Source organism: Streptomyces sp. NPDC001594, from assembly GCF_042893675.1.
Classification (GTDB): domain Bacteria; phylum Actinomycetota; class Actinomycetes; order Streptomycetales; family Streptomycetaceae; genus Streptomyces.
This window is the reverse complement of the sequence record NZ_JBIAVB010000003.1, coordinates 50,683-69,271: the sequence shown is the minus strand read 5'-3', so window position 1 is coordinate 69,271 and position 18,589 is coordinate 50,683. Positions and strand designations below refer to the sequence as shown.

Genomic DNA, 18,589 nt, shown 5'->3' with positions numbered 1-18,589 from the left:
TTATGTCCGTTGACCCCAGGCTGTCATGCTGACATAGTCCGTTCCCAAAAGGAACTTACTCCGACGGGATGAGGGGGCACGGGTGTGCTGCAGGGGTTCAAGGACGTACCGAGGGTCGTGTGGCTGCTGGCTGCGGGGGTGTTCGTCAACGCCGTCGTCAGCTTCACCTTCGTCTTCGTCTTCCTCTACCTGACCGGCCCGCGCGGCCTCGGCGCCGCCCAGGCCGGCGTGGTCACCGGCATCGGCGGCATCGGCCTGGTGGCGGGGAACTTCACCGGCGGCTGGTACGGCGACCGCTTCGGCCACCGCCGGGTGCTGCTCGCCGCCTCCGCCCTCGGCGGGCTGACCCTGACGACCCTTCCGCTGCTGGCGACCCCGCTGCTGTACGCGGCCCTGCCGCTGGCCCAGTACGCGAACGGGGTGGTGCGGGCGGCCAACTCCGCGCTGGTGGCCGTCACCGTCCCCGAGGGGGCCCGCCGGCAGGCCTACGCCGTCGTCCGGTGCGTGTCCAACGGCGGTTTCACCCTCGGCCCGCCGCTGGGGGCCGTGGTCGCGGCCGGGCTCTCGTACGACTGGCTCTTCCTCGCCGACGGCCTCGGCACCCTCTTCTTCGCCCTCTGGACCGCCCGCGTCGTCCCGGCGCGCGGCGCCGTCCGCACCCCCTCCCCCGTAGCCCTTCGGGCACGGGAGGTGCCCCCAGCGGCCCCGGACGGGGGTCGGGGCCGCGGCGGGGTGTGGGCCGAACTGCGGGCGCGGCCCGCCGTCCTGGTGCTGCTCGGCGCGATCCTCGTCACGGACACCGTGTACCGGCAGCAGTACTTCACCTTCCCGGTGTTCCTCGCCGACCACGGCCTCGACGTGCGTGCCTTCGGGCTGGTCATCGCCCTCAACGGAGCCGTGATCCTGCTCCTCGAACTGCCCGCCGCCGTCGCCCTGCGCTCCAGGCCGCCGCTCGCCGTCACCGGCACCGGGCTGCTCCTGGTCGGCGCCGGGTACGCCGCGCTGACGGCCGGCGCGGGAGTGGCCACCGCCGTCGCCATGATGGTGCTGGTCAGCCTCGGCGAGATCCTCTACAAGACCACCGCCACCGCCTACGTGGCCGACCAGGCCCCCGCCCACGCCGTCGGCCGCTTCCAGAGCCTGTACGCCGGCGTCTCGGTCAGCGGGACCGTCCTCGCCCCGCCGGCCGGCGGAGCCCTCTACGCCGCGGCGCCCTGGCTGCTGTGGCCCGTGTGCGCGGCGCTGGCCGCCGGGGCCGGGGCGGTGCTGCTCCGGCTGTCGCGGCGGCAGGGCCGCGCGGCCGCAGGGGCCCGCCCGCAGGCAGCGGAGACCCTCCGGGAAGCCGCCGGGGAAGGCGCCGGGGAAGGCGGGCGGGAAGCGGCCGGGGGCGTGGCCGGCGGCGTGGCCGGGGCGGAGCCCGGGGCGGCCGGGGACGCGGAGGGCGGCCGCGACGCGCGCCCGGCACATGAGACCGGTTCGCGGCCGCGGCCCGTCGCCGGTTAGGTTTCGGGCATGACTGCTACGCGTACCACCGGCGCCGTCGCCGCCGGACTTGCCACCCTCGCCGCCGACGGCACCGTCCTCGACACCTGGTTCCCCGCCCCCGAGCTCTCCGCCGAGCCCGGCCCGGCCGGCACCGAGCGCCTCACCGCCGAGCAGGCCGTGGAGCTCCTCGGCGCCGCCGCGGCCAAGGCCATCCGCTCGGACGCGGTCCGCGGGGTCGAGGTCGTAGCCGTCCGCACCGTGATCGCCTCCCTCGAGGACAAGCCGCTCGACGCGCACGACGCGTACCTGCGCCTGCACCTGCTCAGCCACCGCCTGGTCAAGCCGCACGGCCAGAGCCTGGACGGCCTCTTCGGCCTCCTCGCCAACGTCGCCTGGACCTCGCTGGGCCCGGTCCCCGTCGACCAGGTCGAGACCGTCCGGCTGAACGCCCGCGCCGAGGGCCTGCACCTCCAGGTCACCTCGATCGACAAGTTCCCCCGCATGACCGACTACGTCGCCCCCAAGGGCGTGCGCATCGCCGACGCCGACCGCGTCCGCCTCGGCGCGCACCTCGCCGAGGGCACCACCGTCATGCACGAGGGCTTCGTCAACTTCAACGCCGGCACCCTGGGCACCTCCATGGTCGAGGGCCGCATCTCCGCGGGCGTCGTCGTCGGCGACGGCTCCGACATCGGCGGCGGCGCGTCCACCATGGGCACCCTCTCGGGCGGCGGCAAGCAGATCATCTCGATCGGCGAGCGCACCCTGATCGGCGCCGAGGCGGGCATCGGCATCGCGCTGGGCGACGAGTGCGTCGTCGAGGCCGGCCTCTACGTCACCGCCGGCACCCGGGTGACCCTGCCGGACGGTCAGATCGTCAAGGCCCTGGAGCTCTCCGGCGCCGACAACATCCTCTTCCGCCGCAACTCGGTCACCGGCGCCGTCGAAGCCCGCCCGTACAAGGCGAACTGGGGCGGCCTCAACGAGGTCCTCCACAGCCACAACTGACCCGCGCGGGCCGGACGGCCGAAGCGCCCCCCACCCCGGCGAGGGGTGGGGGGCGCTTCGCCGTGTGCCGGGTGCGGTCAGTGCAGGGGGAGGGTGCGGATGAGGCCCGCGAAGGCATCCTTCTCCGCCTGGGTCAGTTCCACCGACTCCATCGGATGTGCCGACGCCGTGCGCTGGGACGGGATGACCGGCAGGCCCTCGCGGGCGTCCGGCTCCGGGGGGTGGAAGCGGCTGTCCCACAGCATGTGGCCCAGACCGAACACCCAGACGAGGGCGGCCACGAGCAGGACGGCGACGCCGATTTCCTGGACGAGGGAGATGGAGGGGAACACGCGGCCTCCAGAATGCGGGCGGTACAAGACGGACAAGATCGGGCGTGGGGGACACTCAACACCACAACCGGCCCATGTGGGCACCGGTGTGTCCAGCGTCACGCCGGAGCGTGGAGGTCTTCGGCTGCCGCGCCAGGGGTCCGCTCAGGGCTCAAGCCGCAGCTTGAAACCCTCGTGGCTACGGGCGTAGCCGAGCCGCTCGTAGAAGCGGTGCGCGGCCGAGCGCCGCTTGCCGCTGGTCAGCTGGACCAGCCCGCAGCCCCGTGCGCGGGCCCGCTCCGCGGCCAGCCGCATCAGCTCCGCGCCCAGCCCCCCGCCGCGCCGGTCGGCGCGGATCCGTACGGCCTCCACCAGCGCCCGCTCCCGGCCGCCCTGGCCCAGGCCCGGGATGTACGTCAGCTGGAGGCAGCCGAGGACCGCCTCCCCGTCCACGAGAACCAGCATCTCGTTGCGCGGGTCCGCCTCGATGTCGGCGAAGGCCCGTTCGTGCGCCTCGCCGACGAGGACCGAGGCCGGGTCGACGACCCGCTCCTCGTCGGCCAGCAGGGCGAGTACGGCGGGCAGGTCCTGGCGGGTCGCGGTGCGGAAGATCATGACCGGAGTGTGGCAGGGGACCCGGCCGTGGCGGCGGCCGGGCCCCGTGCGGCGGGGGTTACGGGCGGAAGCGCAGGACCTGCGGGTCGTGGTCGCTGTTCTGGACCGAGAACTCGGCGTTGATGTGCACGCTGTCGTAGGCGTAGTTCTTGATCGCCGGGCTGACCAGGATCTGGTCCAGTACCTGGGCGTTGCCCTGGTACACGTAGGAGTAACGTTCCGCCTTCGGCAGCGACTTGATGGCCGAGTACAGCGCCCCGCCGTCCTCCAGCGCCTTGGCCGTGTTCGAGAACTCGAAGTCGTTGATGTCGCCGAGGGCGAGCACGTCCGCGTTCTTGTCGGCCGCGAGGATGTCCTTGACGAAGGTGTTCACCGCCTGCGCCTGGAGCAGCCGCTTGTCCTCCGACTTGCGCACCGGGGGCTGGTGCTGCGAGGTCAGGCCCTCGTCGCCGCCCTTCGAGCTGAAGTGGTTGGCGATCACGAAGACCGTGCGGCCGCGGAAGACGAACTCGCCGGCCAGCGGCTTGCGGCTGTCGGCCCACGCCGGGTTCGCGGGGTCGATCCGGCCGGGGGAGTGGGTCAGGGCGGCCTTGCCGTTCTCCTTGGCCACGCCGGTCGCGGTCAGCGCGTCGCCCGCCGCGCGGTCGGTGAAGGAGACCCGGGCCGGGTTGAAGAGGAACACCTGGCGGATGTTGCCGCCGGGCTCGCCGCCGTCCTTGTTGTTCTCGGGGCTGATGGAGCGCCACTGGTAGGCCGGGCCACCCGCCGCGACGATGGCCGCGGTGAACTTCTTGATGGTCTCCTCGGCCGAGACGGTGCCGTCGTTCTTGGCGCCGTTGTCGTCCTGGATCTCCTCCAGGGCCACGATGTCGGGCGAGGCCAGGTTCTGGACGACCGCCTTGGCCAGGTTGTCGAACTTCTCCTGCGGGTCGCTCGGGTCGAGGTTCTCCACGTTGTACGTGGCCACCGCGAGCTCGCCCGGCGACTGGGCCTTGGTCTTCTCGGGGGCGAGGGTGCCCGCCTTGACCGTGCCCAGGGTGCGGGCCGCCAGGGTGTAGCCGCCGAACTGGTTGAAGTCGAGGGGGCCCTCGGTGGTACCGGTCAGCTTGTCGCCGACGTTGGCCACCGGGAAGGGCTGCTGCGCGAGCGGCGCGAGCTGCTGGACCTGGAGGCGGCCGGTGTTCTGGGACTCGTACGAGCCGTAGAGGGTGCCGCCGCGCTTGAGGGTGTTCTCCCAGCCCTTCACCGTCACCCACATCTCCGCGTACGGGTCGGTGGCGCCGACCACGCGGGAGTTGCCGATGCGGACGTTCATGCCCTCCAGGGACTCGTAGTAGTCCAGGGCGTAGCGCGAGGGCTCCAGGGTCAGGCCGTTGATGCTGCCGCCGGCGGCCGGGTCGCCCGCCGGGGCGTACTCAGCCGGGACGGAGTACTCGTTGACGGCGGTGGCCTCGGGCAGTGCGTTGCCGGAGGAGAGCACGGTCACGGTCGGCTTGGCGATCTGGGTGACCGACTGGTTGCCGGAGGCCGCGCCGCCGGGGACGTACTCGCCGACCGTGCCCGAGACCTTGACGGCGTCGCCGACGGTCACGGTCGGGGCGGAGCTGGTGAAGACGAAGATGCCCTCGCTGGTGGCGGGGTTGTCGTCGGCGTCGGGGTCCTGGATCCAGAAGCCGCGCGAGCCGTAGGTGCGCACGCCCGTGACGATGCCCTGCACGTCGGCGACGGCCTTGCCGTTGAGGGGCGATATCCGGGTGGTGCCCTGGATGTCGTGGATGCGTACCGGATCGGCGGACACGGCGCCTTCGGCCGCGTCGGCCGTGCCCGCGAGCAGGCCGGAGGCCAGCGCGGCGGCGACGAGGGCGGCGACGGCGGCGGAACGGGGATGCGATGAGCGCATGTGAGGGAACTCCGGTGTGTGGAGGAAGAAGAGGGGGGTGGGATTTGACGGTCCCTTAACGTCTACGCGCGTCAATGTCCTGTGCGACCAGCAAAGTTGTCAAGGTCTCCAGGAAATACGACGGCTGACTGTGGGATGAACTGACGGTTCCGCTCCACCGGGGGCGCCCTGGATGCGTCTACGCTGGATCGCCGCACCCGGTCTGACGGTCCCTCCGTGACCGACCCCGACCCCGACCGCTGCCGATGCCGTTCCTCCTGCCGTTCCGCTCCATCCCGCTCCGTCCCGATAGCCCCGCCCGTTCCGATCCGCCCCGCCCGTCCCGTGCGCCCCGTCCGAGGAGAACCACCCCATGTCCGCAGAGCCGCACTCCACGCTGCCGCCGGTACGGCTGCACTCCGATGCGGAGCTGGCCCGCGACGCCCTCGTCGCCCCGCTGTTCGCCCGCGCCGTACGCCTCGCCCGCTGGGCCGGACCCGGCATCCGCGTCGACGTCGGCGGCGAACTCGTCGCCGACCAGCTGCCGGCGGCCGCCGAGGTGCTCGGCCTCGATCCCGCCGACGAGGACGCCCCGGTGTACGCGAGCCAGGCCTGGAGGGTGGCCGTGGACACCGGCCTGGTCGACGTGACCGAGCCGGAGGACGACGGCGGCGACGGGGCGGACGGCGCCGAACCCGAGTACGGCATGGCCGCCCCCGGGGAGGACCTCCCGCTGCTGACCGGCGGGGCCCCCGCCGACGTGCTCGACCTGTGGCTGGCGGCCATGGACTCGGTCCTCGCGGACGCCGCCGTGCCGGATCTGGACGACCTGGTCGACGCGATGGACGCGGGCGGCGACATCGACTTCGACCGGCTCGACTGGAACCCGCAGCGCGAGGCGGACTTCCTCGACGGGGTGCTCGCCAACCTCTACCTGCTCAGCGTCTCCGAGGGCGCCCCGGCCGACGGCCGGATCCCGCTGCCCGTGCTCGCCGCGTCGATGATCATTCCGGACGAGGGGGGAGAGCCGACCGACGCCGTCCTGGAGCAGGTCTCGGACGCGATGATGCGCCTGGACGACCAGTTCCGGCAGCTGGAGCCGATCGGACTGGTCGACTACCAGCCCGTCGACGAGGCCCTGATGGCGGAGGCCGACGACCTCGTTGACGCCGATGCCGATGCCGCTGCCGATGCCGCTGACGACGAGGACATCACCCGCTACGGGATGGTCCGCCTGACCCCGCTCGGGCTCTACGGCGTCCGCGCCCGGATGCTGGAGGCCGGGGTGGAGGCCCCCGCCGTCGGGGAGCTGGCCGGCAAGGGCGCCGACGCGCTGCTCGACGCCGTCTCCTTCTACCCCGAGGACGCCGCCCAGGCCGAGATCGAGCAGTGGCTGGCGGGCCGGGACCTGCCGGACGCCGTCGCCGAACTGCTCGCCGCGGCCCGCGGTGACGACGAGGCCGCGCCGCTGCGCCGGCTGCGCTGCCAGCAGGCCCTCACCCCGGCCGGACCGGAGGCCGAGCCGGCGGTGCGGGCCGTGCTGGACGACGCGCAGCTGGGCGGGCTGGCCCGGGTCTGGCTGGCGGAGCACGGGGCGGCGGACGTGCCGGTCCCGGACCAGGAGATGGTGTTCTGGCTGACGGTGGACACCATCGCGGCGCAGCTCGCCGCCGACGGGGAGACCGAGGAGCTGCCCCTGCTGATGGGGAGCCTGACTGAGCACCACGCTGGCTTCTTCGACCAGGTGTGGCGGGTGGAGCACCCGGCGACGGCCCACGTGCTGGAGGCCATGGGGCGGCTGCATCCGGACAAGAAGGCCGCGAAGGAGGCCCGGAAGGCCGCGTTCAAGGCGCGGTCCCGGCAGTCCTGACCTGAGGCACGGGTCGGGGGAGGGCGTGGGGTGCTGTGGGGAAGGGACCGTAACAGGCCGTTCCCGCGGCCGGAGTTCGCCATTCCGGCCGGGGGCAAGGGGCCGGTCCGTGTTCGGGGGTAGTTCAGCCGCCGTTCACGTACGGCCGGGAGCGTGTGCGCCGACGACCGTACGTCAGGCGCACCACCTCCCCACCCCAGGAGATCCGATGCCCCTCAGCCGCAGAGACTTCACCGCCCGCACCGCCCTCGCCGGTGCGGGCGTCGCCCTCACCGGAACGGTGGGCGCCCTCGCCACCGCCCCCGGGGCGCTGGCCGCAGACGACCCGGGCCCCGGCGCGGCCGACGCGGCGCGGGGGCACGGCCACCCGGGCACGCCCGGCTACGGCCCGCTCGTGCCGGACCCCGCCGGACTGCTCGCGCTGCCCGCCGGGTTCAGCTACCGCGTCATCACCCACAGCGGTGTCACCACCCTCGACTCGGGCGAGAGCACCCCGTCCAACCACGACGGCACCGCCGCCTTCGAGGGGGCCCGCGGCACCACCCTCCTCGTCAACAACCACGAGCTGAAGGGCCCGCGGACGGGCTGGACGCACCCCGTCCCGCTGACCGAGGGCCTCGTCTACGACCCGGCCGCTTCCGGCGGCTGCACCGTCGTCGAGGTCAGGCGCGGCGGCGAGGTCGCCGAATGGGTGGGCATCGCGGGCACCTCCACCAACTGCGCGGGCGGGGCCACCCCATGGGGCACCTGGCTGACCTGCGAGGAGACCGAGGACCTGGCCGGCAAGAACGGCATGACCAAGGACCACGGCTACGTCTTCGAGGTGGACCCCCACGACCGGCGGGCCAACCGCGACCCGCGGCCGGTCAAGGCCTTCGGGCGGTACGCGCACGAGGCCGTGGTCATCGACCCGCGCCAGGGCCACGCCTACCTGACCGAGGACGCCTCGGGCCCCAACGGGCTGCTCTACCGCTGGACCCCGCCGCAGGGCTTCCGGCACGGGCGCGGCCGGCTGCGTACCCTCGCCGACGGCGCCGGGGTGCTGGCTGCCGCCAAGTGCTTCGACAAGGCGGGGCAGTTCGTGGACGACCTCTCGCGCGCCACGAAGACCGGGACCGTGTACGGGGTCGACTGGGTAGAGGTCACCGACCGTGACGCGCGGAGCCTGTCGGTCCGCAAGCAGTTCGCGGCGGGCGCCGTCACCCGGGCGCGCAAGCTGGAGGGCATGTGGTGGGCCGACGGCGGCGCCTACTTCGTCTCCTCCTACGCGCGCGAGGAGAGCCCCGGCGCCGCGCACGACGGGCAGGTGTGGTTCTACGACCCCAAGCGGCGCACGATCCGCCTCGTCGTCCTCATCGGGGTGAACGCCGACCCCGGGGCCGACGGCGGCTACGACGGCCCCGACAACATCACCGTCTCCCCGTACGGGGGCCTGGTCATCGCCGAGGACGGCAACGGGCTCCAGCACCTGCTCGGGGCCACCGAGTCGGGCCGCGTCTACCCGCTGGCGCGCAACGAACTGAACATCGGGACGCCCGAGAAGCCCGAGTACTCGGAGTTCACCGGGGTCTGCTTCTCGCCGGACGGGCGCACCCTGTACGCCAACATCCAGGAGCCGGGCATCATGCTCGCGATCACCGGCCCCTGGCGGCGCTCCCCGCGCTGACGGCGTCTCACCCCGCGCCGCGGAGGTCCCGCCGGGCGGCGCGGGAGCCCTGCCGGTGGCGCTAGAGGGCCGTGGCCATCTCCTCGCGGGAGGCCGCGGCCCACTCCTCCAGGAGGAACTCGTACGCCTCCGACGGCCACTCCCCGTCCGCCCGGGTCTCGACGAGCAGCCGTATCGCCTCGTTCGCCTCGGCGGCGGACGGGCGAGCGGGACCCGCGGGCCGGAGTGGAGTCTGCATGCCTCCAAGGCTACGGCTGAGCACTGACAGCCACCTCCGGATTACGCGTGGCATCGGTCACCCGGGCCGCGGCGGCTCGGGTGACCGGCGGCCGCACAGGCCCGCCGACCTGCTCAGAGTGACTCGGCGGCCGGTTTGACCATGCCGCGCACTGTGCGGGACTTCACAAAGTCGCCCATGGCGGTCATCTCCCATTCGCCGGAGAACTGCCGGATCAGCTTGGCCATCATGACGCCGGTCTGGGGTTCGGCGCCGGTCAGGTCGAAGCGCACGAGCTCCTCGTCGGTCGCCGCGTCGATGAGCCGGCAGTAGGCCTTGGCGACCTCGGTGAACTTCTGGCCGGAGAAGGAGTTGACGGTGAAGACCAGCCCGCTGATCTCGGCGGGCAGCCGCCCGAGGTCCACGACGATCACCTCGTCGTCCCCGGCGCCCTCACCGGTCAGGTTGTCGCCCGAGTGCTTGACCGAGCCGCCCAGGATGGACAGCTTGCCGAAGTAGCAGGCGTCGACGAAGTTGCGCTGCGGCCCGTAGGCGATGACGGACGCGTCGAGGTCGATGTCGCGGCCGCCGAACGCGGGCTCCCAGCCGAGGCCCATCTTGACCTGCGACAGCAGCGGGCGGCCGCCCTTGACGAGGGAGACGGTCTGGTTCTTCTGCAGGCTGACCCGGCCCTTGTCCAGGTTGATCTTCCCCGAGGCGGCGGCGGGCGCGGGCGCGGAGGCCGGGGCCGGGGCCGGGGGAGCGGAGGGGGCGGCCGGGGGCACCGAGGGCATGGGCGGGGCGGCCACGGGGACCGCCGGCGCGGCGGGGGCGGCCGGCTCCTCGTCGACGGAGACCCCGAAGTCGGTGGCGATGCCCGCCAGCCCGTTGGCGTACCCCTGGCCGACCGCGCGCACCTTCCACACCCCGCCGCGCTGGTAGACCTCCACGACCACCAGGGCGGTCTCCGTCCCGAGCCGGGGCGGGGTGAAGGTGGCGATCACCGCGCCGCCGGCCGCGTCCCGCACGGTGGCGGTGGGCTCGACGCCCTGGAAGCTCTGGCCCGCCGCGTCCGGGCTGGCCGTGACCACGATCCGCTCGATACCGGGCGGCAGCGCGCCCGTGTCCACGGTGATCGAGTCCGGCGCCGTCCCGCCGCCGGACCGGTAGCTGACGCCGGGCCCGGTGGGCTGGTTGTAGAAGATGAAGTCGGCGTCGGAGCGCACCTTGCCGTCCGCCGCGAGCAGCAGGCCCGAAACGTCGAGCCGTACCGGAGCGGCCACGTCCACCGTCACGCGGGTGGTGTTGAGCGGCAGGTTGGAACCAGGGGTCATAGCGGTCATGCCGGGAGAACGACCGGCACCGCTTTGCCGTTCCCTTACCCTCGGCGGATTTCAGCGCCGGTTGCGGGGGTGGTCGCGGGCCGTGCGCTCGTTGCCGAACTTGTAGGAGCCGGTCCAGCGGGCCATCACCAGCTGGGCGTCGCCCGACTCCACCTCCGCGAGGAACTTCCCGGCCCGCCCGCCGCGCAGGGTGGCCGCGGTGCGGCCCCGGTGCGTGATGACGACCGTGCCGTCGCCGTGTGCTGCGTACGAGAATCCCTGTGCCCGGCTCATGGGGCGCAGCCTGCCCCGGCGGGGGAGGGGCGGCAACGGAATTACCGCCCCGCCCCCGCCCGGTCGCCCCGCTCCGGCGCCCCACCCCTGCGGGGCCGGCTCAGGGGCCGGTGACCCGGCGCGGGAGGCCCAGCGGGTTGTCCTCGCGCAGCTCCGGCGGGAGCAGCGGGTCCGGCACCGACTGGTAGGCCACCGGGCGCAGCCAGCGCTCGATCGCCGTGCCGCCGACGGAGGTCGAGTGCGAGGTGGCGGCCGGGTACGGGCCGCCGTGGTGCTGGGCCGGGGCCACCGCGACGCCGGTGGGCCAGCCGTTCACCACGATCCGCCCCGCGAGCCCCGTGACCTGCGCGATCAGCGCGGCGGCCGGGCCCGGGGCGCCTTCGGTCTCGGCCCGTGACAGCTGGAGCGTGGCGCTCAGGTTCCCGCCGAGCCGGCCCAGCACGGCGGCGGCCTCGTCCGCGCCGGAGTAGCGGACCACGACGGTCACCGGGCCGAAGCACTCCTCCAGGAGCAGCTCGTACGGGCCGCCTTCCAGCAGGCGCGCCGCCGCCACGTCCAGGTACCCGGCGCCGACGGTGTGCTCCCCGCCGGGCCCGGGGGCGACGGGGGCGCCGACCCCGGGGAGGGCGGCCCGCTCCCGGACCCCGGCCACGAAGTTCTCCCGCATCCGGTGGTCGAGCAGCACGCCCGGAGCGGTCTGCCCGAGCTGCTTGGCGAGCGCGGCGGTGAGCAGGTCCCCGTCCGCCCCCGCGGGGACCAGGACCAGGCCGGGCTTCACGCAGAACTGGCCGACGCCCAGGGTCACGGAGGCGGCGAGTCCGGAGCCGATCTCCTCGGCGCGCTCCGCGGCGGCCGCCGGGGTGACCACGACGGGGTTGAGGGAGCCGAGCTCGCCGTGGAAGGGGATGGGCACCGGCCGGGCGGCAGCCGCGTCGAACAGGGCGCGGCCGCCCCGGATGGAACCGGTGAACCCGGCGGCGGAGACCAGCGGGTGGCGGATCAGTTCCAGACCGGCGTCGAAGCCGTGGACCACCGTCACCACGTCGGCCGGCAGCCCGCCCGCCACGGCCGCCCGGCGCAGCAGCTCCCCGCACAGCTCGGAGGTGGCCGGGTGGTCCGGGTGGGCCTTGACGACGACCGGGCAGCCGGCGGCCAGGGCGCTCGCGGTGTCCCCGCCGGGCACGGAGAAGGCGAGCGGGAAGTTGGAGGCGGCGTAGACGGCGACCACCCCCAGCGGCACCTTGTAGCGGCGCAGTTCGGGGCGCGGCGGGGTGAGGGAGGGGTCGGCCCGGTCGATCCGGACGTCGAGGTAGGCACCCTCCTCGACCACGTCGGCGAAGGCCCGCAGCTGGCCGGTGGTGCGGGCGAGCTCGCCGGTGAGGCGGGCGGCGCCCAGGGCCGTCTCGGCGTCGGCGGTCGCCACGACCTGGGTGGCGGCCCCGTCGAGCAGGTCGGCGGCGGCCCGCAGGAAGGCGGCCCGGGCGCCCGCGTCCGCCAGGGCGCCGCGGGCGGCGTGGGCCGCCCGCACGGCCCGGTCCACGTCCGGGGCTGTGGCCTCCACCGCAACCCGTTCGCGCTGCTTCCCGGTGCGGGGGTCCACACTCCAGACTGGATTCGCCGTCATGGCCCGCTCCTCCCCGGATCGTTCAGTACTCTGAACGCCGTTCCGGTGAATGAATGATCACTTCTGCTGCGGACTCTAGGTTCCGCGTCCACCGGGTGACAAGAGGCGATCGGGCCGACCAGAGGGGAACCAGGCGCATGACGACAGCCGAGACGGACGGTACGGACGGTACGGACGGCCCTCCCGCGACGGCCGGGACGGGACTCCCCGCCGCGGCGCCGCCGGTGAAGTCGGCGGTGCGCACGGTCCTGCTGCTGGAGCACTTCGCGGCCCATCCGGGACTGCACAGCCTCGCCGACATCCAGAGCGACCTCTCCCTGCCCAAGTCCAGCCTCTACATGCTGCTGCGCACCCTGGTGAACCTGGGCTGGGTGGAGACGGACGCCACCGGCACCCGCTACGGCATCGGCGTCCGGGCCCTGCTCGTCGGCAGCTCCTACATCGACGGGGACGAGGTGGTCGCCGCCGCCCGGCCGAGCCTGGACCGGCTCTCCGACGACACCACCGAGACCATCCACCTGGCCCGCCTCGACGGGACCAGCGTCGTCTACCTCGCGACCCGGCCCTCACGGCACTACCTGCGCCCCTTCACCCGGGTCGGCCGGCGGCTGCCCGTCCACTCGACCGCCCTCGGCAAGGCGCTGCTGGCCACGCACACCGACGAGGAGGTGCGCCGGATGCTCCCGAAGCGGCTGGAGGCCGTCACCGAGCACACCATCACCGACCGGGAACGGCTGGTGGAGGAGCTGGCGCTGGTGCGGGAGCAGGGGTACGCCGTGGACCGGGAGGAGAACACCCTCGGGCTGCGCTGCTTCGGGGTGGCCGTCCCGTACCGGACGCCGGCCCGGGACGCGGTGAGCTGCTCGGTGCCCGTGGCCCGGCTGACGGAGGACCACGAGCGCACGATCAAGGCGGCCCTGTTCGAGGCGCGGGACCGGCTGTCGGTGGTGACGCGGCGCATGTGAGGCGGTGGACGCGGGGGCGGCGCATGCGGGGGCGGCGCATGTGGGGTGGTGGACGCGGGAGTTCCTCCCCCGCGCGGGGGAGGCGGTTCACCTTCGTGGGGGAGGTGGCGCGGCGGCGCGCAGGGGACCGTGGACCCATGAGCACACGAGCCGTCCACGCGACGCACCCGATGGGCACGACCCGGCCGTCCGTACCCCGCCTGGCGAGCGGGCGGCGGATCCTGCGGGCCACGGCCCTGGCCGCCACCCTGCCCTACCTGACCCTCAAGGCGGCCTGGCTGGCCGGGAGCCGGGCCGGGATACCGGACGGCAGCATCCTGCTGAGCGGCGGGACGGCCCTGGCCGTGGGCAACGCGGTGACCCTCGCGATGGACGCCTGCGTGATCCTGCTCGTGCTCGTGCTCACCCGCCCCTGGGGGCTGCGCGTGCCCGGCCCGCTGCTGACCGTTCCGGTCTTCGTCGCCACCGGGCTGCTCACCCCGATCGTCCTCGGATACCCGGCCCAGCTCCTCGTCAAGGCGCTGGGCATGGGCGCCGACGAGGCGGTCCGGGCCGCCCGTGAACCCTTCCTCGACCCCTGGGTGTTCGCCGTCGTCTACGGCGGTTTCATCATCCAGGCGATCGCCCTGGCCGGACTGTTCGTCCCCTACGCGCGGGAGCGCTGGGGCCGGCGTTGGCAGGGGGCGCTCGGACGGCCGCTCCCGCCTCCCACGGGGGTGGTGGCGGGAGCGGCCGCGCTGGCGGGCGCCGTCGCGGGCGCGGTGCAGTTGTACTGGGCCTTCGGCGGGACCGGTTGGCTGCCCGGCGAGCGGGCCGCGGCGTACTCGGCGGAGTCGGGCGTGGTCTCCGGGGCGCACGCGATATGCGCCTTCGCCGCCGCGGCCGGGGCGCTGCTGCTGGCTCGGGGCGGGAGACGGGCGGCGCGGTGGCCGCTGGCCCTGGCCTGGACCGGCGGGGCGGCGGCGCTGAGCTGGGGGGCGTGGACCCTCATAGCCGTCCTGGGGGTCAACCTCGGCGAGGGCGAACCCTCCACCACCGGCTTCTTCCTCACCTACGCTGACCAGATGATCACCGGACTGCTGACCGGGGCGGTGCTCGTCCGCCACCTCCGCGTCCGCCGGGAAGGCTGAGCCGGGGCGGGCACGGCCGGGCGGGCGGGGAGCCGTGGGCGGGGAGCCGGCGGAGGGGAAGCGGAGCGAGGGGGGAAGGCCGTGAGCGGCAGCGTGCGCGGCTTCGGCGGGGGCCGGACGGCCGGGGCGGTGTCCGGGGCCGTGCGGCGGTGGTCCGGGCTGCTGCCGGGGCGGCGGGCCGGGCTGCGGTGGGTGCACCTGATACTCGGCGGGGCGCTGCTGATGCCCTACCTCCTGCTCACCCAGGTGGTGGTGGGCGCGGCGGCCGGCGGGGTCAATGTGCTGGCCTCCCTCCCGCTGACCCTCCTCTCCTACGCGGCCTCCCTGCCGCTGATCGCCCTGACCGGGCTGTTCGGGCTGGTCCGGCCGCTGTCGGCGACCGCCGCCCGGACCATGACCGCCGTGCCCGGCGACCGGCTGGCGGACGGCCCGGCCCGCTCCTGGGGGGCCCGCTGGCGGGCCTCGGCCTGGTGGACCCTGCATCTGGGCATCGGGGCGGCGGTCAGCGGGATGAGCCTGGCGATACCGCCCATGGGCGTGGTGCTGATCGTCATGCCGTTCTCCGGGGCGCTGCGCGCCTCCGTCTGGGGCGCGGGCTGGTTCGGCGCGGAGGCGGAGCCCTACGTCTCCCCGTTCGCCGGCGTCGTCCTGCTGGCCGCGCTCGCCGCCGTCTGCGCCGGGGCCGGGGCGCTGCTGGCCCGGCTCGCGCCGGTGCTCCTCGGGCCGACCGCGGCGGACCGGCTGGCGGCCGCCGAGGAACGGGCCGCGGACCTCGCGGTGCGCAACCGGCTGGCCCGCGAACTGCACGACGCGGTGGGGCACGCCCTCAGCGCCGTCACCCTCCAGGCGGGGGCGGCCCGCAGGGTGCTCGACAGCGACCCCGCGTTCGTCCGCGAGGCGCTCGCCGCGATCGAGGAGACCACCCGGCGCACCGTGGGCGAGCTGGACGCGGTCCTCGGCCTGCTCCGGGACGGGGACCCGGCCCGGGCCGACGCCATGCCCGCCCCGACCCTGGCCGGGGACCTCGACGGGCTGCTGGCCCGCACCCGGGCCGGCGGCACCGTCCTCACCGCCGAGCAGGACCCCGGCCCGGCGGGGGACTGGGCGCAGCTCCCGGCGATCGCCTCCCGCGAGGCGTACCGGATCGTCCAGGAGGGCCTGAGCAACGCGCTGCGCCACGGCACCGGCCCCGTCAGCCTGCTGATCCGCGTCCACACGTCCGACGGCTCCCGCGAACTGGAGATCACCATGACCAACCCGCCCGCCCAGGCCCCGCCCGCCCCCGACGGCGGCCCGGCGCGCGGCACGGGGGGCCGCGGGCTGCGCGGCGCCGCCGAACGGGCCGCCCTGCTCGGCGGCCGCGTCGAGGCCGGACCGCACGGCGGGTCCTGGCGGCTGCGGGCGGTCCTGCCGCTCGGCACCCCCGCCCCGGGCGCGGGGGGCGGGCGTTGAGCCGGCCGCCGCTGCGCGTGGTCGTCGCCGACGACGAGCGGATGGTCCGAACCGCCCTGCGGGTCATCCTCGACGCCGAAGCGGGCCTGGAGGTCGTCGGAGAGGCCGCCACCGGAGCCGAGGCCGTCTCCGTGGTGCGCTCCCTGGCCCCCGACGTCGTCCTCATGGACGTGCGGATGCCCGAGATCGACGGCATCCGGGCCACCGAGCAGATCCTCGCCACCATGGCCGACCCGCCCAGGATCGTCGTCGTCACCACCTTCGAGAACGACGCCTACGTCTACGACGCGCTGCGCGCCGGAGCGTCCGGTTTCCTCCTCAAGCGCGCCCACCCCGAGGAACTGGTCGGCGCGGTCCGGCTGGTCGCCCGTGGCGACTGCCTGCTCTTCCCGGCGGCCGTCCGCAGCCTGGCCGCCGCCCACACCCCCGCGCCCCCGACCGCGCCCCCCGCCTGGGCGGCGCGGCTCACGGACCGGGAGGCCGACGTCCTGCGCCTGATGGCCACCGGACTGTCCAACCAGGAGGTGAGCGAGCGGCTGGGAGTGGGCCCGCAGACGGTCAAGACGCATGTGGCCGCCGTCCTCGCCAAGACCGGCTCCCGCGACCGCACCCAGGCGGTCATCGCCGCCTACGAGGGGGGCTTCCTGATGAAGAGAGGCTGAGAAACCGGCCACAATCGGGGCGCAGCGGAACGCACGGGCCCGGCGGAACGTCCTTCTGGGGGATGAACAAGACGATCAGGCGTGCGTCGGTCTTCTGTCTGCTTCTGGTACTGGCCCTTTTGGTGCGGGTCACCTGGGTGCAGGCGTACCAAGGCCAGGCCCTCGCAGACAACAAGAACAACCGCCGCAACCTCATCGGGCAGTACGAGAACCCGCTGGGCAACATCATCGTGGGCGGAACGGCGATCACCGGATCGGAGAAGACGAGCGGCAAGGACTTCGGCTACAAGCGCACGTACACGGACGGCCCCCTGTACGCGCCGATCACCGGCTACAGCTCCCAGGCCTTCGGCACGAGCATGCTGGAGGGCGTCTACAAGAACGTGCTCAACGGCTCGGACAGCCGCCTGAAGACGGTGATGGACATCCTCACCAACAAGCGGGCCTACCCGGGCAACGTCCTGACCACCATCGACAAGGACGTCCAGAAGGCCGCCTACGACGCCCTCGACGGGAAGCAGGGCGCCGCCGTGGCCGTGGACCCGTCGACCGGTGAGATCCTCGCCGTGGTCAACAACCCCTCCTACGACCCGGGCCGGATCTCCGGGGCCGGCGACCAGGCCGCCTGGGACGAGCTGTCCGCGGACAAGGGCAAGGCCATGGAGAACGTGGCGCTGCGCAAGCCCCAGGCCCCCGGCTCCACCTTCAAGCTGGTCACCCTGGCCGCGGCCATCGAGAACGGGCTGGTCTCCAGCATCGACCAGCCGACCGGCGTCCCCGGCAACTACGTGATCCCCGGCACCCGGACGAAGCTGCCCAGCGAGGCGGGCGACGAGGCCTGCAACAACGTCTCCGCCCGTACCGCCCTCAGGCTGTCCTGCAACAACGTCTTCGCGGAGCTGGCCTCCAAGCTCGGCCAGGACAAGATGCGGGACATGGCGGAGAAGCTCGGCTTCAACACGCAGATCGACACCCCGGTCCGCACCAACCCGCCGAGCAAGTACCCGACGAAGAAGCTGTCGGTCGACCAGGTCGCGCAGACGGGTATCGGCCAGTTCGACGTCCAGGCCACCCCGCTGCAGATGGCCATGGTGACCTCCGCCATCGAGAACGGCGGCAAGCTCGTCGCCCCGCACATGGTCTCGGAGGTGACCGACTCCGGCGGCTCCGTGCTGGAGAGCTTCAAGGAGCCGAAGACCCAGCAGGTGATGACCGCCAAGACCGCCTCGATGCTCCAGGACGCCATGCGCACCGTCGCCACCGAGGGCGGCGGCAAGCCCGCGCAGGTGGCGGGCGCCGAGGTCGGCGGCAAGACGGGCACCGCCCAGCGCGGCGTGAACAACAACATCCCGCCCCTCGCCTGGTTCACCTCCTACGGCAAGACGGGCGGCAAGCAGATCGCCGTGGCCGTCATGATCGAGAACTCGGACACCGACCGCTCCGAGATCGGCGGCGGCAGGCTGGCCGCGCCGATCGCGCAGAAGATGATGGCCGCGTGGCTGAAGAAGTAGCCACCGCCTGAGGGATCCGTACGCGCCGGGAACCGAAGGGGTTCCCGGCGCGTTCCCCTTCCCATGATCAGGACCGCACTCCTCGAAGACCTGGACGCCATCGCCGCCCTGCACACCCGGGCGCGCGCCACCTACTACCGGGGCCGCGTTCCCGAGCAGGCCTTCGCGGGCGAGGCCGAGCTGGCCCGCTCCCGCGAGGGCTGGTCCCGCGCGGTGAGACGGACGGAGGCCGAGGGCCGGGTGTTCTGCGCCGAGCGGGACGGGCAGATCACCGGGGTCGCCGCCTTCCTCACCGCCGACGGCGAGACCACGCTCACCCAGCTGCACGTGGACCCCGTCCACTGGCGCCGGGGCACCGGAGCCGCCCTGCACGCCGCCTGCGTCACCGCCTGGCGCCGAGCCGGCGTCGAACGGGTCCGGCTGGAGGTCTACGAACACAACGTCCGCGCCCAGGCCTTCTACGCCTCCCACGGCTGGCGCCCCGACCCCTCGGCCGTCCCCGCCGGCTCCCACCGCACCCTGTGGCTGGAGGTGGCCCAGGCGTCCGGGGAATGAGACGGGACGGCGAATGGTTGAAC

Annotated in this window: 16 protein-coding genes and 1 pseudogene; 10 read left to right on the top strand and 7 right to left on the bottom strand. The window is 74.0% G+C overall.

Features of this window, described 5'->3' with window-relative positions; genetic code table 11:
* Nucleotides 1-87: 87 nt before the first annotated feature.
* Both ACFY0O_RS06610 and dapD read left to right on the top strand, forming a co-directional pair.
* On the top strand, nt 88-1,503 hold the full coding sequence (locus tag ACFY0O_RS06610; protein WP_388944495.1) for an MFS transporter: 1,416 nt from the start codon (nt 88-90) through the stop codon (nt 1,501-1,503).
* Between the two features lie 9 nt (nt 1,504-1,512).
* Nucleotides 1,513-2,493 (top strand): 2,3,4,5-tetrahydropyridine-2,6-dicarboxylate N-succinyltransferase, encoded by a 981-nt coding sequence (gene dapD, locus ACFY0O_RS06605; protein WP_388943609.1) that lies wholly within the window; start codon nt 1,513-1,515, stop codon nt 2,491-2,493.
* A 77-nt stretch (nt 2,494-2,570) separates the two neighbouring features.
* On the opposite strand, the gene ACFY0O_RS06600 is transcribed toward dapD, so the two are convergent.
* The 3 genes from ACFY0O_RS06600 to ACFY0O_RS06590 all read right to left on the bottom strand — a co-directional run bounded on the left by ACFY0O_RS06600 (nt 2,571) and on the right by ACFY0O_RS06590 (nt 5,319).
* On the bottom strand, nt 2,571-2,825 hold the full coding sequence (locus tag ACFY0O_RS06600) for a hypothetical protein (protein WP_351883552.1): 255 nt from the start codon (nt 2,823-2,825) through the stop codon (nt 2,571-2,573).
* 144 nt (nt 2,826-2,969) lie between these two features.
* A complete protein-coding gene (locus ACFY0O_RS06595) occupies nt 2,970-3,419 on the bottom strand; it encodes a GNAT family N-acetyltransferase (RefSeq protein ID WP_388943606.1) in 450 nt (149 codons plus the stop codon).
* 58 nt (nt 3,420-3,477) lie between these two features.
* The gene (locus ACFY0O_RS06590) at nt 3,478-5,319 is read right to left on the bottom strand and encodes an endonuclease/exonuclease/phosphatase family protein (RefSeq protein WP_388943604.1); all 1,842 of its coding nucleotides are present in this window, start codon (nt 5,317-5,319) and stop codon (nt 3,478-3,480) included.
* Nucleotides 5,320-5,671: 352 nt separating this feature from the next.
* Between ACFY0O_RS06590 and ACFY0O_RS06585 the strand changes: the two genes are divergently transcribed.
* Entirely contained in the window at nt 5,672-7,168 is a 1,497-nt protein-coding gene (locus ACFY0O_RS06585) for a hypothetical protein (RefSeq protein ID WP_388943601.1), read from the top strand.
* 208 nt (nt 7,169-7,376) lie between these two features.
* Nucleotides 7,377-8,834: an alkaline phosphatase PhoX gene (locus tag ACFY0O_RS06580; RefSeq protein WP_388943599.1), complete on the top strand. Its 1,458-nt coding sequence runs from the start codon at nt 7,377-7,379 to the stop codon at nt 8,832-8,834.
* 61 nt (nt 8,835-8,895) lie between these two features.
* Here ACFY0O_RS06580 and ACFY0O_RS06575 read toward each other — a convergent pair whose 3' ends face one another.
* The 4 genes from ACFY0O_RS06575 to ACFY0O_RS06560 all read right to left on the bottom strand — a co-directional run bounded on the left by ACFY0O_RS06575 (nt 8,896) and on the right by ACFY0O_RS06560 (nt 12,291).
* On the bottom strand, nt 8,896-9,072 hold the full coding sequence (locus tag ACFY0O_RS06575) for a hypothetical protein (protein WP_358893120.1): 177 nt from the start codon (nt 9,070-9,072) through the stop codon (nt 8,896-8,898).
* Nucleotides 9,073-9,185: 113 nt separating this feature from the next.
* The gene (locus ACFY0O_RS06570) at nt 9,186-10,385 is read right to left on the bottom strand and encodes a TerD family protein (RefSeq protein ID WP_388943596.1); all 1,200 of its coding nucleotides are present in this window, start codon (nt 10,383-10,385) and stop codon (nt 9,186-9,188) included.
* A gap of 60 nt (nt 10,386-10,445) precedes the next feature.
* The gene (locus ACFY0O_RS06565) at nt 10,446-10,667 is read right to left on the bottom strand and encodes a hypothetical protein (protein ID WP_358893118.1); all 222 of its coding nucleotides are present in this window, start codon (nt 10,665-10,667) and stop codon (nt 10,446-10,448) included.
* A gap of 100 nt (nt 10,668-10,767) precedes the next feature.
* Nucleotides 10,768-12,291, bottom strand: a complete 1,524-nt coding sequence (locus tag ACFY0O_RS06560) for an aldehyde dehydrogenase (NADP(+)) (protein ID WP_388943594.1) — start codon at nt 12,289-12,291, stop codon at nt 10,768-10,770.
* Between the two features lie 137 nt (nt 12,292-12,428).
* On the opposite strand from ACFY0O_RS06560, the gene ACFY0O_RS06555 reads away from it, so the two are divergent.
* The 6 genes and pseudogenes from ACFY0O_RS06555 to ACFY0O_RS06530 all read left to right on the top strand — a co-directional run.
* Nucleotides 12,429-13,256: an IclR family transcriptional regulator gene (locus tag ACFY0O_RS06555; RefSeq protein ID WP_358893116.1), complete on the top strand. Its 828-nt coding sequence runs from the start codon at nt 12,429-12,431 to the stop codon at nt 13,254-13,256.
* Nucleotides 13,257-13,393: 137 nt separating this feature from the next.
* Nucleotides 13,394-14,386, top strand: coding sequence for a hypothetical protein (locus ACFY0O_RS06550; RefSeq protein ID WP_388943589.1), 993 nt, complete (start codon nt 13,394-13,396; stop codon nt 14,384-14,386).
* A 141-nt stretch (nt 14,387-14,527) separates the two neighbouring features.
* Nucleotides 14,528-15,838, top strand: coding sequence for a sensor histidine kinase (locus tag ACFY0O_RS06545; RefSeq protein ID WP_388944492.1), 1,311 nt, complete (start codon nt 14,528-14,530; stop codon nt 15,836-15,838).
* Nucleotides 15,835-16,500 carry a response regulator gene (locus ACFY0O_RS06540; RefSeq protein WP_388943587.1) on the top strand — a complete coding sequence of 222 codons (666 nt, stop codon included), beginning with the start codon at nt 15,835-15,837 and terminating at the stop codon, nt 16,498-16,500. Before ACFY0O_RS06545 ends, ACFY0O_RS06540 begins: the two co-directional genes overlap by 4 nt.
* Nucleotides 16,501-16,562: 62 nt before the next feature.
* Nucleotides 16,563-18,011, top strand: coding sequence for a peptidoglycan D,D-transpeptidase FtsI family protein (locus ACFY0O_RS06535; protein ID WP_388943585.1), 1,449 nt, complete (start codon nt 16,563-16,565; stop codon nt 18,009-18,011).
* A gap of 30 nt (nt 18,012-18,041) precedes the next feature.
* Nucleotides 18,042-18,566, top strand: a pseudogene (locus tag ACFY0O_RS06530) (GNAT family N-acetyltransferase); the annotation flags it as partial.
* Nucleotides 18,567-18,589: the final 23 nt, after the last annotated feature.